Annotated in this window: 12 protein-coding genes; 4 read left to right on the top strand and 8 right to left on the bottom strand. The window is 68.3% G+C overall.

Annotation, left to right across the window (positions count from 1 at the left end; translation table 11 throughout):
- Positions 1-35 precede the first annotated feature (35 nt).
- Positions 36-1100: an NAD(P)-dependent alcohol dehydrogenase gene (locus tag QHF85_RS00510; protein ID WP_281325003.1), complete on the bottom strand. Its 1065-nt coding sequence runs from the start codon at positions 1098-1100 to the stop codon at positions 36-38.
- 133 nt (positions 1101-1233) lie between these two features.
- On the opposite strand from QHF85_RS00510, the gene QHF85_RS00505 reads away from it, so the two are divergent.
- Positions 1234-1917, top strand: a complete 684-nt coding sequence (locus QHF85_RS00505; protein WP_281325002.1) for a TetR/AcrR family transcriptional regulator C-terminal domain-containing protein — start codon at positions 1234-1236, stop codon at positions 1915-1917.
- Between the two features lie 11 nt (positions 1918-1928).
- On the opposite strand, the gene QHF85_RS00500 is transcribed toward QHF85_RS00505, so the two are convergent.
- Entirely contained in the window at positions 1929-2606 is a 678-nt protein-coding gene (locus QHF85_RS00500) for a TetR/AcrR family transcriptional regulator C-terminal domain-containing protein (RefSeq protein ID WP_281325001.1), read from the bottom strand.
- A 90-nt stretch (positions 2607-2696) separates the two neighbouring features.
- On the opposite strand from QHF85_RS00500, the gene QHF85_RS00495 reads away from it, so the two are divergent.
- Complete coding sequence (locus QHF85_RS00495) at positions 2697-4178, top strand: monooxygenase (RefSeq protein WP_281325000.1); 1482 nt, start codon at positions 2697-2699, stop codon at positions 4176-4178.
- 68 nt (positions 4179-4246) lie between these two features.
- Here QHF85_RS00495 and QHF85_RS00490 read toward each other — a convergent pair whose 3' ends face one another.
- From QHF85_RS00490 to QHF85_RS00470, 5 genes are all read right to left on the bottom strand, one after another.
- A complete protein-coding gene (locus QHF85_RS00490) occupies positions 4247-5710 on the bottom strand; it encodes a hypothetical protein (RefSeq protein ID WP_281324999.1) in 1464 nt (487 codons plus the stop codon).
- Positions 5707-6012 (bottom strand): hypothetical protein, encoded by a 306-nt coding sequence (locus QHF85_RS00485; RefSeq protein WP_281324998.1) that lies wholly within the window; start codon positions 6010-6012, stop codon positions 5707-5709. The genes QHF85_RS00490 and QHF85_RS00485 overlap by 4 nt, the downstream gene beginning before the upstream one ends.
- 23 nt (positions 6013-6035) lie before the next feature.
- On the bottom strand, positions 6036-7892 hold the full coding sequence (locus QHF85_RS00480) for a hypothetical protein (RefSeq protein ID WP_281324997.1): 1857 nt from the start codon (positions 7890-7892) through the stop codon (positions 6036-6038).
- 270 nt (positions 7893-8162) lie between these two features.
- The gene (locus QHF85_RS00475; RefSeq protein WP_281324996.1) at positions 8163-10586 is read right to left on the bottom strand and encodes a DUF4215 domain-containing protein; all 2424 of its coding nucleotides are present in this window, start codon (positions 10584-10586) and stop codon (positions 8163-8165) included.
- 65 nt (positions 10587-10651) lie between these two features.
- Entirely contained in the window at positions 10652-11695 is a 1044-nt protein-coding gene (locus QHF85_RS00470; RefSeq protein ID WP_281324995.1) for a PEGA domain-containing protein, read from the bottom strand.
- A 61-nt stretch (positions 11696-11756) separates the two neighbouring features.
- Between QHF85_RS00470 and QHF85_RS00465 the strand changes: the two genes are divergently transcribed.
- Positions 11757-13349: a serine/threonine-protein kinase gene (locus QHF85_RS00465; protein ID WP_281324994.1), complete on the top strand. Its 1593-nt coding sequence runs from the start codon at positions 11757-11759 to the stop codon at positions 13347-13349.
- A 25-nt stretch (positions 13350-13374) separates the two neighbouring features.
- On the opposite strand, the gene QHF85_RS00460 is transcribed toward QHF85_RS00465, so the two are convergent.
- A complete protein-coding gene (locus QHF85_RS00460; protein ID WP_281324993.1) occupies positions 13375-14802 on the bottom strand; it encodes a sigma 54-interacting transcriptional regulator in 1428 nt (475 codons plus the stop codon).
- 243 nt (positions 14803-15045) lie between these two features.
- Here QHF85_RS00460 and QHF85_RS00455 point away from each other — a divergent pair, with 243 nt between their 5' ends.
- Positions 15046-15840, top strand: a complete 795-nt coding sequence (locus QHF85_RS00455) for a GDSL-type esterase/lipase family protein (RefSeq protein ID WP_281324992.1) — start codon at positions 15046-15048, stop codon at positions 15838-15840.
- Positions 15841-16031 lie beyond the last annotated feature (191 nt).

The raw sequence follows: 16031 nt of genomic DNA, 5'->3' as shown, positions 1-16031 counted from the left end.
ATACGATATGACCGAGTCTCGTGCAGCATTCTGGTCTACGCCGCGGGGTGGAGCCCACTCCGTTGGACGATGATGACGGTCTTGCCCTGCGCGTGCCCCTCCGCCACGTGACGTACCGCATCCGCGGCCTCACGGAGCGTGTACTGCCGCTCGATCACTGGCCAAAGCGCCCCGGCTTCCACCAGATCGCTCAATGCAATCAGATCCTCGCGCCGCGGCTTGGTGAGGAACGACGTCATCCTCTGGCTCGCGAATGCTCCGGTGAGCATCACCTTCATGATCCAGACGATCGGCCCGACCCACTGTCCGCCCGGCGAACCCGCGCAGGACACGTACGTGCCCGTCGGCTTCAGTACCTCCCTGCACGCCGAAAGCGAGCGGTTGCCCACGAGGTCGAGCATCACGTCGAAGCGACCGGTCTGCCGCGTGAAATCCTCTTTCGTGTAATCGACGACCTCGTCGGCGCCGAGCGACCGCACCTTGTCGACGTGCCGCGTGCTGCACACGGCCGTCACGTCTGCGCCCATGGACTTCGCGATCTGCACCGCGAACGATCCGACACCCCCCGACGCGCCATTGATGAGGACCCTCTGTCCCGCCTGCAGCCGTCCCGCGTCGCGCAGCGCCTGCAGCGCCGTCATGCCCGAGTCGGGCATCGCGGCCGCCTGTTCGAACGAGAGCCTCGTCGGCTTGGGCGCGAGCGCGTCGGCACGCGTACGCACGTATTCGGCAAACCCAGAGGTCACCTGGCCGTAGACCTCGTCGCCCGGCTTCATCGTGGTGACGTTACGTCCGACGGCCTCGACCGTGCCGGCCACGTTTTGCCCAGCAATGCGGTACTTGGGCCGCCGCAGGCCGAAGCCCAGGCGCACCAGGTACGGTTTGCCGGTGAGCAGATGCACGTCGCCCTTGGACACCGATGCTGCGTGCACGCGGACGAGGACGTCGTCGTCGCCCATCTCCGGCGTCTCGACCTCCTCGAGCCGCAAGACGTCGGCTGAGCCGTACTCGGGTTGAACGAGCGCGTGCATGGCCCTTTTCCCCACCGCCACGGGCGGGGGGGCGTCGATGGTGGTGTTCGAGGGGGTCGCTGCGGGCATGGGTCTGTCTCCTGGTCGCGAGGGCGTCGTATCCGTGGGCGCCGCTGTCCTTTCGAGGCGACGGCGGTACTTACGCTGTAAGTACAGCTTGTACTTACAGCGTAAGTCTGTCAAGGTGGGCGTGCGAAACGAGATGGCACGAGTCCGGAAGACCGATCGACGCGCGCCCCGGCGTGAGCCCCTGACGCGAGAGCGCATCCTCCTCACTGCGATACGTCTCGCCGATGAAGAGGGGCTCGCGTCGCTCTCCATGCGCAGGATCGCGCAGGAGCTCGGGGTCGAGGCGATGTCGCTCTACAACCACGTCGCCAGCAAGGACGACCTGCTCGACGGCATCGTGGACCTCGTCGTCGCGGAGATCGAAGTGCCCGCCATCCACGCCGACTGGAAGACGGCCATGCGGAGGCGCGCGATCTCGGCCCACGAGGTCTTCTTGCGCCACCCGTGGGCGCCCATGCTCATCGGCTCACGCGTCAACGTCGGGCCGGCGATGTTGCGCTACGTGAATGCCACCCTCGGCTGCCTCAAGGAAGCGGGCTTTTCGTACGAGATGGCCGATCGCGCGTGGAACGCGATCGACAGCCACATCTTTGGGTTCACGATCCAGGAGCTCAATTTCCCGCTCGATCCATCGGAGTACGCGAGCGCGGCCCAGATGTTCCTCCCGCGCCTCCCTGCCGACGAATACCCCTACATGCGCGCGCTGACGGAGCTCGTCATCGAGGGCACCCACCGCGGCGTGCACGACTTCCAGTTCGGGCTCGAGCTGATCCTCGACGGCCTGGAGCGACTCCGGCAGCGGGGCAGGTCGTCGTGACACGCCAGGTCTCATCGCGTCGATGAGGGATCCCGTGCGCGCGCGCGCACCAGCGGCTCGTCTCTCGGCGCTGCTTCGAGGCCCGCGAGAATGAGCTGGATTCCGTAGCGGAATCGCGCATCGAGGTCGGCATCGAGCAGGTGCGTGGAGGCCTCTCCGAGGTGCGGGTACGCGCCGCGGGCGAGCGCCGCCCGGAGGTGCTCCGGCTCGACCTTGCCGCCCTCCGTACCGGGGAGCGGCGCCAGGGCTTGCTCCTCGAGGGTGAAGCCAATCGTGTAGTAGACCATCGTCCAGGTCCCCCACGCGGCGGCGCGCGGCGAGAGCCCCGCCTCGCGAAGCGCGCCGACCCACGTGTCCGCGAAGCGGAGCGTGTTCTCCTGCGTCACGTAGGTCCCCGCAAAGACCCGCGCTCCGTCGCGGTGCGCGAGCAGCGCCCGGCGGAGCCGCTCGGCCATGTGGGCCGCCCGGTCCATCCACGTGGGCCCCTCCGGGGCGCGGGCCACGCAGTCCGCCAGCATGGCTTCCGCCATGGCGTCGAGCAGCTCCTGCTTGTTCTTCACATGCCAGTAGAGCGTGGCCGCCTGCACGTTCAGCTCCTGCCCGAGCCGGCGCATGGTCAGCGCGTCGAGCCCGACCTCGTCCAGGAGGCCCAGCGCCGTCGAAACCACCTGCTCGCGTCGTAGTCGCATCGCAGCTCCTCGTTCCTTACGTGACGCCTTGACTCTAACACCGTTCGAGTCACTCTAACGTTGTTAGATTTTGAGACCTGGAGGGTTCGTATGGATACGGACGTGGTGATCGTGGGGGCAGGCCCGGTCGGGCTGATGCTGGCGTGCGAGCTCGCGCTCGCGGGGGTCCGGGTACGCGTGCTGGAGCAGCGGACAGCGCGGATGGAGCAGTCGCGCGCGCTCACGCTGCACCCGCGCAGCCTCGAGATTCTCGACCAGCGCGGGATCGCGGGCCGCTTCCTGGAACGCGGGATCCCGATCCCCACGGGGCATTTCGCGATGCTCGACACCCGGCTCGACTTCTCGCGCCTCGACACGGGGCACCCCTACACGCTGTTCCTGCCCCAGGCCCGCAGCGAGGAGCTCCTGGAGGCGCGGGCGCGGGAGCTGGGCGCCGAGATTCTGCGTGGCCACGCGGTCGTCGAGATCACGGAGCGGGAAGGGAGCATCGCGCTGCGGGTCCAGGGGCCCGAGGGGCTGCGCGACGAACGCGCGAGCTACGCCGTGGGCTGCGACGGGGCGGCGAGCGTGGTGCGTCGCTCGATGGGCATCGGCTTTCCGGGGAGCGAGACGACGCTGACGGCTTTCCTCGGCGACGTCGAGGTCGCGGAGCCCGCTGTCCGGCCGGGCTCTCACGTGGGCCCGCAAGGCGGCGTGATGGTGGTTCCTCTCGGCGACGGAGGCTACCGCTTCGTCGTCTTCGATCCGCGGAGGATGCACGCGGACAGGTCCGAGCCGGTCACGCTGGACGAGCTGCGGAGCTCCGTGCAGCGGATCCTCGGCACGGATTTCGGAATGCGCGATCCTCGCTGGCTGTCGCGCTTCGGCAATGCGACGCGGCTGGCGGAGCGATATCGCGCAGGGCGCGTCTTTCTCGCAGGCGACGCCGCGCACATCCATTTCCCCGCCGGCGGCCAGGGGCTCAACGTCGGTCTGCAGGACGCGATGAATCTCGGCTGGAAGCTCGCTGCCGCCGTGAAAGGCTGGGCGCCGCCCCACCTGCTCGACAGCTACCACGAAGAGCGACACCCCGTCGGCCGCGCCCTTTTGCGCAACACGGAGGCGCAGATCAGGCTCATGGACGTCTCGGAACCCGGCTTGGCCCTCCGCGAGATGATGAGCGACCTGCTCGGCATCGAAGCGGTGAATCGGCGCCTCGCTGGGCAGATCAGCGCGCTCGACATCGCTTATCCTCCGGCCGAGGGCGCGGGGGCGCACGCATGGGTCGGCAAGAGGGCGCCCGACCGCGCGCTCGAGACGGGGCGCGGCGCGGCGCGCCTCTACGAGCTCTTGCACGCGGGCCGGTACGTGCTGCTCGATTTCGCCGACGACGCCCAGGTCCAGGCCGTGAGCGAGGCGTGGAGGGATCGCGTCGACGTCATCCAGGCGAAGGTCGCGGCCCCGCAGACCGATGGTTCTGGTATCAATGCGCTCCTGGTGAGGCCGGACGGGCACGTCGCCTGGGCGAGCGAGCACACGACGCGCCTCGACGATCTCCGGGCTGCGCTCGCGCACTGGTGCGGGCGCGCGTGATCGGGGACAGATGGGATGGCCAAGCCCCCGAGCCTTTTACGGGAGGGTGGGGCCACGAAGGCGCTTTTTCAGGGGGATGCTTGCAGCGTGAGTGCGTCCTCGGCGCCCGGGACCACGGTACCGTCGACCTTGGGAGGCGGCGTCGCCTTCGCGGTGATGGTGACCGAGGTGGCCCCCGCGCCGACGAAGAGCTTGGTCTCCGCGCGTGTCGTGGGATTGGAGAGATAAACCTTCGATGGCAAAAATGAGAGCGCGGTCCCCGCCGGCTCGACCGTCGCGGAGAACGTGACGAGCGTGCCATCCGTGGGTTTTCCATTCGCCTTGCTGCGCACCTCGGCGGCGAGTTGGAGCTCGGTCGACTTGTCGGGCGTGAGCTTCCCAGGGGCCGACGTGAGCGCGACGTATTCGACGGGCGTCGGGTTGATGCCGGCATATTTGCTGATGGTCCGCCCGAGGACGGTCGCGTCGATGCGGACAGGCGTGGTGGACGTGGTCATTTTGAATGCGGGATACACGCACCCGCCGAGGTGAAGGTCGGTCTTGAGCAACGACGGCATCACCGGATCGCCACTCGCCACCCAGGAGCCCGCGGAGAGGCGCAGCTCGACGGGCGTCGAGAGCTTGTCCGTCGGAAGATCGTCGGGCAGGCAAAGCTCGACCGTCGCTGACGACTGGCCGTCGGCCACGAGATCGCAGATTGGCAACGGCTCGCCCGCACCCGGGGGCTCGGAGCAGAGGCGCAGGGTGAAATCGACCGGGACCTCGGCGATCGTCGCATGACTCGATTTGGTCACCCCGCGGAACGTGGCGTCGACGCGCACCGCGCCGGGCGTGGTGGTGGTCTGGAAGGCGGGGTACACACACTTGTCGCGAGGGACCTGGACCTTGAGCAAGGCGGGGTTGGCGGGGTCGGCGCCGGTGACCCATTTGCCAGCGGAGAGGCGCAGCTCGACGGCGCTCGGTTGCTCTTCGGTGGGCAGAGCCTCGGGCAGGCAAACCTCGACGGTCATGCTCGACCTGCCGTTGGCACGGGGATCACAAGGCGTGAGCGCTTCCTTGTCGGAGACGTCGGAGCAGAGGCGGAAATCGAAATCGATGGGGACCTCGGCGATCGTGGCGTACTTCGTGTCGGTGAAGCTCAGCGCGGTGGCGTCGATGCGGACGAGGCCCGGGGTCGTGGTGGTCTGGAACGCGGGGCGGAGGCAGCCGCCGCGGCCGAGGTCACCCTTGAAGAGGGTGGGATTCGTCGCGTCGGCGCCGACAGCCCATTTGCCGGAGGAGAGGCGCAGCTCGAAGGGAATGGTCGTGGCCGGGGCCTCGATTCCATCGGCAAGGCAGATCTCGACGGTGCCCAGGGATTTGCCGTCGGCGTTGAGGGCACACGGCGTGAGCGCCTCCTTTTGCGAGACATCCGAGCAGAGCCGCCAGGTGAAGATGTCGGTGGTGACGATCGGATCGGGAGCGCTGCAAGACGAGAGCGAGAACAAGGCCCCGAGAGAGCTCAGGGAGAGGAGCGGGATTCGACGGTTCATCGGACCTCCACCCCCTCGGAGCTCGGCTTGAAGAACGTGTTCTGCGTGTCCTGCGCCTTGGCGACGAAGATGGCGTGTCCCGTTCCCTTGAGGTTCACGGTGAATCTCGCCGAGGCATGGCCGCTGGAGTCGACGCGGACGTCTTTGGTTTGGCGAGGCAAAAGCGGCCCCGCTCCGCTCTCGTGCTCGAGGATGACGGTGACGATGCTGAGCGCCCGCCCGCCTTCGACCTCGACCGAGAGCCGCGTATCTTGGCCGGCCTTCGTCGAGCCATGGCTCGTGAGCGTGACTGTTCCTGACATGGGATCCCGAGTCCTTTCCGCGGTTACTTCTTGATGGCCTTGTTGAGCAGGTCGATGACGTCACCGTCGAACGATCCCGAGAGGAAGGGCGCGAAGCCGAGGTCGGTGTCTGTGGATGCCGGGTTCCGGTCGGCGATCTGGTACATGATGGTGCCGAGCGAGACGCGCGAGTAGTTGTTCCAGCGAATGCCCGCGCCGATCAGCGGGTAGCGCTCGAACATGATCGGCTTGAGCGTTCGTCCAGGCAATGTCGGAGCCGTGAGCGTGATGCCGACGGTGAGCGAGACGTGCTGGAGGAACCAGCTGCCGACGAGCTGGCCGACGGGGATCACGCGATCGATCGGGGTGAAATAAAAATTGATGCCCGTGTAGGGCACGAGCCAGGGCTGGGTGGCCGCGTCGATGGGGATCGCGAGGGCGGCGCCGACGTCGATGGCCGCGATGTTGCCGACGGGCGGCGTTTTGGCCCGGCCGAGCTTGTATTCGGTGTCCACGTGGCCGACGTTCTGCTCGATATCGTGGCGCACGTCGGCGATGTTCATGGCGTCGACGAGCTTCTTCGTGAGCTCCTTTCGCGCGGCGATCGCCTTTGCGTGCGTCTCTTTTCTCTCCTTGCGGGCCTCTTCGAGGCTCTTCTCCACGCTCGCGATATCGCGGAGGTTTTTTACCCAGAGCTCGAGCTGGGCGATCTTCTTGTCGTCCTTGTAAGCCTGCTCCATGTCGCGGATCTGCCCGGCGATCGGCAGGGGCTTGAAGCCATCCGGCATGCCGTCGGGCTTCTTGGCGGCTTCCAGGATGGCGCGGAGCGGGATGAACTTGTCGACCAGGAAGACTTCGGGCAGCTCCGGGGCGGGCAGCTTCTTGGCTTCGGCTTTCGCGTCGGCCACGGCCTTGTCGACGGCAGCCTTGTCGGCGTCGGCCTTGGCGAGGGCGTCGCGGAAATCCTCGAGGAGCCTGATCCAGCCCTGATGAATCGTCTTCTGGTCGAGATAGGCAGGGTCGCTGATGCGGACCTTGAGCTGCTGGAGGGCGGCCGCGAGCTTGTTCGGGTCGACGTTCTTCACGAGCAGTCGATCGATGGGCACGAGGAAGCCCGCATCCGCGAACATGGGGACTTGCAGGCCCTCGGGCACGTCGAGGGTCGCAAGGTTTTTGACGAGCTTGTCGTGTTCGCCGCCGAGGCGCTCGATCTCGTCCCCTTGCGCGTCCTCGTCCTTTGCGAGCTTGGCGGCGGCCCTGCAGGCCTCGGAGCCTTCGAGCTGGAACCTGACGTGCGCTCGGCTCGCGGACTCGGGCTTGACCTCTTTCTCGAGCTTGACCGCCTCGATGCCTTTGTTGAGAGCCTTGGCAAAGGCGTCGTCCGTCGAGGCGGTCGTGCAATCCGCCAGGACATCGTCGACCAGCGCCTCGGCGGCCAGGGAGGCGATCTGCTGGACCGTCGCCGCGCTGGGACGCGCGCGCACGTCGAACAGAAAGCAGAACTCCTGGCCGATCTGGAGGGCGGGGACCTCGGCCTTGAGCACGACGTTATCGCCTTCGCCGGAGGCGATGAGGGCGAGCTTGTGGTGTTGCGGGATGTCGTCGTCCCCCGTCAGCTTGCATTTGTTGCCGGTGGCGAGCTTGGGCCAGACGTCGAGGGTGCCAAAAGCTTCGCCGTCGACCCGGCGGGGCAGATCTTTGATGCTGACCTCGACGCGGAACGGCTCGCCCGAGGGGAGGGCTTTGTCGAAGCGGCCGTCATTGCTCGCGTTATCGAGGCCGCGGCGGGGCGCCAGCACGACGTGCACGGTTTGCAGGTTATCCGCAAGAACTGCCGATGCCCCGAGCAGCAGCGCCGAGCCCGCGAGCGCCCCGCAAGCTCTTCTGACAAAAGGATGCATGACATCTCCTTGCCGTTGCACCTCATGCAGCGGTAACCAGCCATCCTAGCACGTCACATACCAGGGACGGATTCCTTTACATTTTGTGAATTTTCACACGCGCGAACGCCTCCGGCGACGAGGCGTACACCGACGGCCTCATGCCCCTCGTGCTGTCGCGTCAGCGCGAGGACGCGGACGGCACCATCGGCATTGGGGCCGATGGGAACGTCGACCGCAACAATGTCTACCCCAAACGGTTCGACCGAGGGCGTCTCCGGTCCATCGAGATCACCGGAGCTTCACGGTCGGAAGGGCGTCCCCCATCTCGCCGGGGTCGTCGCCGCGATCGAACGTATCCTCGAGGCCGAGCTGACCAAAATCATTTTGTCCCCAGCATTTGACCGTCGCGTCGTCGAGGATCACGCAGGCGAACCTGCCGCCCACCGCAATCTTCCTGGCTTTCCGCCCGGCGCCGAGATCGATCGCGGGGAGCGCGTCGCCCATCTCGCCCGGCGCCTTGCCGCGGTTCAGTTTGTCGCCCTGGCCAAGCTGACCCCGATCGTTTTCCCCCCAGCATTTGACCGATCCGTCATTCAAGATCGCGCACGAACAAGGGCCGCCCGTCGCGACGCGCGTGGCCGTCTTGCCGCTGCCGAGATCGACGAACGGCAGGTTGTCCCCCATCTCCCCCGGCCCGTCCCCCCGGAATGCCATGTCGCCCAGCCCGAGCGCACCGACGACGTTCAGCCCCCAGCATTTCACTTTTCCGCCGGTCAGGAGCACGCAGGAGTGACCGAACGCCGTCGAGATCGAGAGGATTGCGCCCGCGTTGCCGAAGGTCGCCGGGGGCAAAGCGTCCCCCATTTCACCCATCTCGTCTCCCCGCTGCGTCGTATCGCCTTGGCCGAGCTGTCCCCAGATGTTCTTCCCCCAGCACTTCACGGTATCATCGTCCAGGACTGCGCACTGGAAGCTGTGTCCACCCGCGATTTGCCGGGCGAATCGGCCCGTCCCGAGCGCGACCACGGGGAGGGCCTCGCCCATTTCGCCGGGCTGGTCGCCCCGGATCATCGTATCCCCCAGGCCGAGCTCACCGCTCGCGTTGTACCCCCAGCACTTGAGGGTGTCGTCGTCCAGGATCGCGCAGGTTTGGGCAAAGCCGCTGCCGATTGCCTTCGCCGTCCGGCCCGCGCCGAGGTCCAGGGGGGGCAAATCGTCTTCCATCTCGCCCGGCTCGTCCCCATGAGCCAGCATATCGCCTAGACCCACCTGACCCGCCCCGCCCCCGCCCCAGCACTTGACGGTCTGGTCGTCGAGCAGCGCGCAGGTGTGCGCGGTGCCGGGGGCCATCGCGGTAATGGTGCGACCGTCGCCGAGCCCGAGAAACGGGAGGTTGTTCCCCATCTCGGCCGGCGTGTCGCCCCGCCGCCATTTGTCCCCCAGGCCGAGTTGACCATTCTCGTTCGCGCCCCAGCACTTCGCTCGGCCATTCGCGAAGAGCACACACATGGAGACGCCGCCCGCGAAGAGCTCGACCGGTGCCGCGAGGCAATCGGGCTGGCACGTCTCCGTCGCCGTGGGGCTGCCGTCGTCGCACTCCTCGACCCCTTGCCGGACGAATCCGTCCCCGCACACGGCATGCTGGCAGGACGACGTGCACGTATCGGTGTCGATCATGTTCCCGTCGTCGCACGCCTCGCCGGCCTGGAGCAGCCCATCGCCGCAGGTGGCCATCTGGCATTGGGCGGTGCACGCGTCGCTGTCGAGCAGATTCCCGTCGTCGCACGCCTCGCCGCCCTGCACGATGCCGTCGCCGCAGCCCGGCACGACGCACGTCGTCGTGCACGTGTCGCTCTCGTCCGTGTTCCCGTCGTCGCAGACCTCCGCGTTCGACACGACGCCGTCGCCGCAGACGCAGTCGAGGCCCTCCTCGTCGACGCGACCGTCGCAATCGTCGTCCATGCCACTCGAGCTGCAGACCTCGGGCGCAGGCAAAATCTGCCCCACGCATTCTCCGTACCCCGTCCCATCCGGGATGCAGAGCTGCTTTCCGCGCTTGCAGGGCGTGTTCCCCAGCGCCGCCTCCGGCCCGCCGAAGCACTCGCCGATCGTGCCGGGGACACACACGCAGCCAAGTCCGGATTCATTCACGTCCCCGTCACAATCCTCGTCGAAGATCGACAGGCACGTCTCCTCCTTCGGCAAGACCTCCCCCAGGCAAGACCCGGTCGGCTTCGCGTCCTCGCCACAGGCCTGCTTTCCGTCGATGCAAACCCCGACGCCGCGCGCCGTGGCTGGCCCCGTATAACAGGGCGCGAACGAGAGCCGCGCGTGCGTGGGCGTGCTCCCGACGCAATGGTCGAACGTGCATGGATTGCCGTCGTTCGGGGCGTCCGCTGCGACGGGCACGAGCCGCTTTCGGCCCTCCCCGTCGCACTGCGCCTCCAAGCAGTCGCCCGCGACCTGCGCCGCGAGCGGCGTGCCCGCGGGTTTGTCGTCATAGACGCAACGCTCGTCGATGCACGCCGCGGCCCGACATTCGGGCTCCGGCACGGAGCAGTCGTCCGCGGTGACGCACGCGTCCGGATACGGTTTTCCTTCCCGGATCCCGGCGACCTGATTGCAGGCGACCCACCCGGCCAGGAGGAACGCGAGGGTGGCGATAGAGGCGCCGCCGCGGAGCTTCCGTGCCTCGAAACGACGTAGCTTCACCCGTGCGATTGACACATGAGACCACGCGCCCTGTCAAGGGGTCGCGCGGCCACGCGCTCGCCGAATCAGAATGCGCCTCGCACCCGCAGCCCGGTCGGAAGGAGCTCGAGCGTCGCGTCCATCCCCGCCCGCGGGCCCTTCTCCGCGCTCCCCTTCGATTTCGACGCCGGCGCCGTCGCGAAGAGCACGACCCCGCCGAGCAGCACGACGCCGCCGACCACGAGTGCCGCCGTCGAGCCATTGCCCAGCCCCACCGCGTCGCTTCGAAGCGCGAGCCCGTCGCGTTTGCAATAATCGTCTGCGTCGCAGAGACCCGCGTTGCTCTCGTCGTTCTTCTGGATCGCGAGCCCGCCCAGCACTCCGCCCACGACGAGCCCCGCGGCCCCCACGCCCATCGCGGCAATGCCGAGCGGACGTTGCCATGGCCTCTCGGCTGCAAAGTTCTGGATCACCACCGTCGACGCCGCGCGCCTCCGCTCCTCGGCCGCGCTCGCGCGCAGATCGATCGCGGGAGCCTCGACGCGCACCGAGATGGCCTCACCGTCCTTCGCGACCTCGATCGCCCGCGTCCACGTCTCGTACCCGGGCGCCGTGACCACGATTTCGTATCGCCCCACGTCCACGGGCAGCGCCGTCCCCCATTGCGCTTCCCCCAGCGCCACGCCGCCGCGCGTGATCGTGACCTGCGGGATCTTGCGGACCACGTCCGGCACTTCGATCGTCAGCCTCGCGAGCCGCCCCTTGAGCGCCTCCGCCTTCGCCGCCGCTCGCGTGGCGCGGTCCTTTTGCCCCGCGCGCTCCGCGAGGGAGCGCGCGACCGCATAGTGCGACCAGGCGCTCGCCAGCTTGCCGCTCTCCTCGTAACACTCGGCAAGCGTGAGTTTGGCGCCGATACCCTCGGGCACGAGCCTCACCGCCTCCGCGAGCTTGGGGCACGCCGTCGCGTAATCCTTGGCGTCCATCGCCGCGACGGCCTCGTCGTAAAGCGCCTGCGCGGCGGCAATCTTCTCGGCGTCGCTCGGCTCCGCGCGCGCGGCCGGCGTGACGAGCAACGCCCCGCAGAGAGCCGCGAGAAACCGTGCGTCGGAGACGGGCCGACGTATCTTCACGGGCGAGAGGACACACGACAACATGCTTCCTGTCAAGGGATCCAGCGGCTATGGTACCCCCATGCATCCCATCGTCACGCCGGGCGAAACCTTGCTGGGCAAGTACCGCGTCGAACGGGTCCTCGGCCAGGGGGGGATGGGTATGGTCGTGGCGGCGCGACACGAAGGCCTCGGGGAGCTGCTCGCCATCAAACTCATGCTCGGGCCCGAAGGCGAAGGCCGCGCGCAGCAGGCGAGGGACCGATTCCTCCGTGAGGCACGTAATGCGGCGCGCCTCAAGAGCGAGCACGTCGCGAAGGTCTACGACGTCGGACAGCTGGGCGATGGCAGGCCGTACATGGTCATGGAGTACCTCGAAGGTCGAGACCTCGCCGAGGTGATCGAGCGGCGCGGCCCGCTCGCCGTCACGGAGGCGGCCGGCCTCGTGCTCCAGGCCTGCGATGCCCTCATCGAGGCGCACGGGCTCGGCATCGTGCACCGCGATCTCAAGCCCTCGAACATGTTCCTGACCCGGAGGCCGAACGGAAAACTCTGCCTCAAGCTCCTCGATTTCGGCATCTCCAAGCGTATGGCCGAGGAGTCGCAGTCGCTCACGGCGAGCGGCGCCCTGCTCGGCTCGCCGCTCTACATGTCCCCCGAGCAGGTCTCGGACGCGAAAGCCGTTGGACCTCGAAGCGATATCTGGGCCATGGGCGTCGTCCTCTACCAGCTCACGACCGGGCGGGTCCCATTCCAGGGCGAATGGATCGGGCAGGTCGTGCATGCGATCATGCTGCACGAGCCCACGCTCCCGAGCCAGATCCGGCCCGAGCTCCCCGGCGAGCTCGACGTGATCGTCGGCCGTTGCCTGCGCAAGAACCCCGAGGAGCGATATGCGACCATGGGCGAGTTCGCCGCCGCCTTGCGCTCCCTTCTTCGCGTGAACAGCATGCTCACGCCGCTCACCGATCTGCTCGGCGAGGGGGCCGTGTCGGCGGAGCTCGCCGCGGCCCCCACCGCCCCGGCGTTCGAGGAATCCACCCAGCAAGCCCCTCCTGACGAGGCGCGACCCGCGGCCTCGGTCGAGACGCTCTCCGAGGTGCCGGAAAAGCTCGCGGAGCTCCTGCCGGCCATCCGGACCACGAGCGTCGAGCCTCCCTCGAAGGTGAGCGTGGCGCCCGAGGCGTTCGCACCCGCGCGTGCGTCCGAGGGATCCGCTTCCACGCAATCGCCCCTGAGCAGGACCATGCCGGAGGTCGCACCTGCGCCTCCACGGCGCGCGTCTCCCCCGTGGGTCGCCGTCGCGGTCGGCTGCGCAGCCCTCGTCGGAATCGGGCTTTATGTGTTTCAAGGCAAACCCCCCCTCCCAGCCCCGAGCGGCGCCGGCGTCGAACCCGAGTCGGGCACGACGAGCCTCCCCCTCGCCGCGTCGAGTTTGCCCCCGCCCGCGCCGCTAGAAGCCCCTTCGCCCGGCGCGAGAGCGGTGCCAGCCGCGTCCGTGACGGCGCCGCCGGCCGCGCCGCCGCCCGAGCCCACGAGCGCTCCCCGCGCGGCGACGACCTCGACATCCAGCACGAGGGCGAAGGCGACGAGCGCGCCATCGGCGACCGTGCCGCCGGCGCCCTCCGCGCCCACGACGAAGCCGACCGGCAAATCACACGAGGGCCTCTTCTGAGGCTCGCACGTCCCGCGCGTAGCCCTCACTCCTCCGAAGAGCTCTTTTTGGCGCGGGGGATCCCGTACGCATCCATCCACCGGGTGAGCTGGCGCTCGTGGACACCGAGCAGCCGCGCCGCCTCGCCCTGCACGCGGTTGGTTCTCACCAGCGCAGCCTCGAGGGCCTCCCGCGTCGGGCGCTTCGAAGAGCTCCGCTGCGGCTCGCCCGACGGCGGATCCGCGGGCGGCGCGTCCGCGACGGCGCCCTCGGCCCGCGCAGAGGCCCGGCTCGCCGCGCGCGCGGCCACGACGCTCAGGTGCTGCACGTCGATCGGACCGTCGCCCATCAGCACGGCCGCGCTCGACAGGGCTCGCTCGAGCTCGCGGATGTTCCCGGGCAATTCGCCGAAAAAGAGCGCGCGCGCCGCCCGCTTCGAGATCGATACGCTCGGCAAGCCCGTCTTGCCGAGGATGTCGGCGACCAGAAACCCGAGATCTTCCCGCCGCCTTCGCAGTGGCGGCAGGAGCGCGACGTACCCCGCGAGCCGCGCCCGGAGATCCGCCCGGAACCGGCTGTCCTCGGAGAAGAGGGCCTCGTTTGTCGCGGCGATCCAGCGTACGTCCACCTTCTGCGCGCGCTCGCCGCCCACCGGCGTCACCTCGCGCTCCTGGATCACGCGTAGCAGGCTCGCCTGGGCGCTCTCCGGGAGATTGCCGAGCTCGTCCAGAAAAACCGTGCCCCCTTCGGCGCTGCGGATGCGGCCTCTTCGCTCCTCGACCGCGCCGCTGAATGCCCCGCGGCGGTGGCCGAAGAGCTCTCCCTCGACGAGGTGAGCCGGGATCGCGCCGCAGTCGACCGCCACGAACGGCCCTGTACGACCGCTCTTTTCGTGCACGAATCGCGCGGCGATCTCCTTGCCCGCGCCCGTCTCCGCGAGCAAGAGGACCGGCTGGTCGGTCCGCGCGATGCGCTCGAGATCCGTCGACATGCTCGCGAGCTCGGGGCACAAGGTGCGCGTCGGGCCGTGCTGGATCCCCTGGGGGAGCGAGGCCATACGCACCGCCACGCGTGGCTCGACCAGGCGATACACGAGGAGCGAGTGGCCGATCTCGAGGAGGTCCCCATCGACGAGGTCCCGCGGCCCCTCGATGCGCTCGCCGTTCACGAACGTCCCGAGCTTGCTGCCGAGGTCCTCGATCACGTCGGCGCCGCGGCGGCGGACGAGGCGCGCGTGGGCGCGTGACACGAAGGGATCGGGCAGGAGCAGCGTGCTCCCCGCAAGCGCCACGGGCCCGACCTCCGGGGCGCGCCCCACCTCGTATTTCGCGCCCTCGCGGGTGATCGGGGGCAAGAGCCGCGAATCGGCCGCGAGGAGATCGTCGTAACGCAGCACGAAGACGAGCAGGCCGACGGTCTTCTGCTGGACCGAATGTTCCTGTTCCGTTTGGGTCGTCAGCAGGGGCCGAGCCATGCGCAAGGCGGGATCCTAGGCGAGGCTCCCGGCGCGCTGCAAGCGTGGCCTCGCCGCGTGTCCGGACACCTCGCCGTGATGTCCGGACACGCGGGGTCATACGCCGCGCCCGCGTCGCCGATTTTCGAGCAATATCGCGGGTTCGCGTCGTGGCATGAGCGTTGCGATAGCGTCCTCCCGAAGCGCGCGACGGAGAGTCCGGCGCGCCGAACCCCTGAACGCCAAACCCAAGCGGAGGCTCCCATGACGCTCTCGAATTCTTTCTTCGGCCTGACCCTCGCTTTCCTCTCCTGTGCTTCGATGGGCTGCGCCGTCGATTCGATGGATCCCGAGATGACCGACGATGACGCCGCGTTCGCGATCGACGACGAGGACGTCGCCGAGGACGTCGCCGAGGCCGAATCCGAGCTCGGCGTCGAATGCAAGATCCAGCCCTTCGGCGACTCGATCACGGCGGGCATCGGCGGGATCGACGGGTACCGCGGCCAGCTCGTCCTGTTTCCCCCGGCCGTGGGGGCCCCGATCCGGATGGCGGGCCTCTCGGGCGATTATTCGTCGTACAACCTCTGGGCGGCCGGCCAGCACCTGCACTCCGGATATCCGGGGTTCCGCGTCGATCAGCTCACGCCGTGGATCCAGACCAATTACGTCGGCGCGAACGTCATCCTCGTGCACGCCGGAACGAACGACCTCTTGCAGGGGCAAGGTCACCTCAATGCGGCGTACGATCTCGACATCATGGTCCGCTGGCTCATCGCGTTCAATCCGACGGCGCGGATCCTCGTGGCGAAGATCATCCCGCTCGCGGGCGTGTACGCCGTCCCGCTCACCGCCGAGGTGAATGCGTACAATGTCTACGTCGACGGGATCGTCTCGACGCTGAAGGCGCAAGGTTATAGTAAGGTCGACGTGGTCGACATGAACACCGGCTTCCCGACGGCGACGCTCGCCGCCGACGGTATCCACCCGGATGCCAATGGTTATGCCTGGATGGCGACCAAATGGCGGCAGAAGCTCAACGCGCTCGGGTGCTTCTGACCGATCGCCAGGCGCCGGGCGTCCGCCTTCGGGCGCTGGTTTGAGCGGGGGAGGTCGGGCATGCCACGCACGGCAAGTCACATCCCCTTTGCTCCTCGAGATCGGCGCGAGCATTCGGGCCTGAACCGCAGCGGCCCCCGGGGCGGCGCGTGATGGACGTGTCGGGGCACGCGGCGCACGTCGCGCGTCCC

The organism is Polyangium sp. 6x1, assembly GCF_029946515.1.
In the GTDB taxonomy this organism is placed as follows: Bacteria; Myxococcota_A; Polyangia; order Polyangiales; family Polyangiaceae; genus Polyangium.
This window is presented reverse-complemented; position numbering and strand designations above follow the sequence as displayed.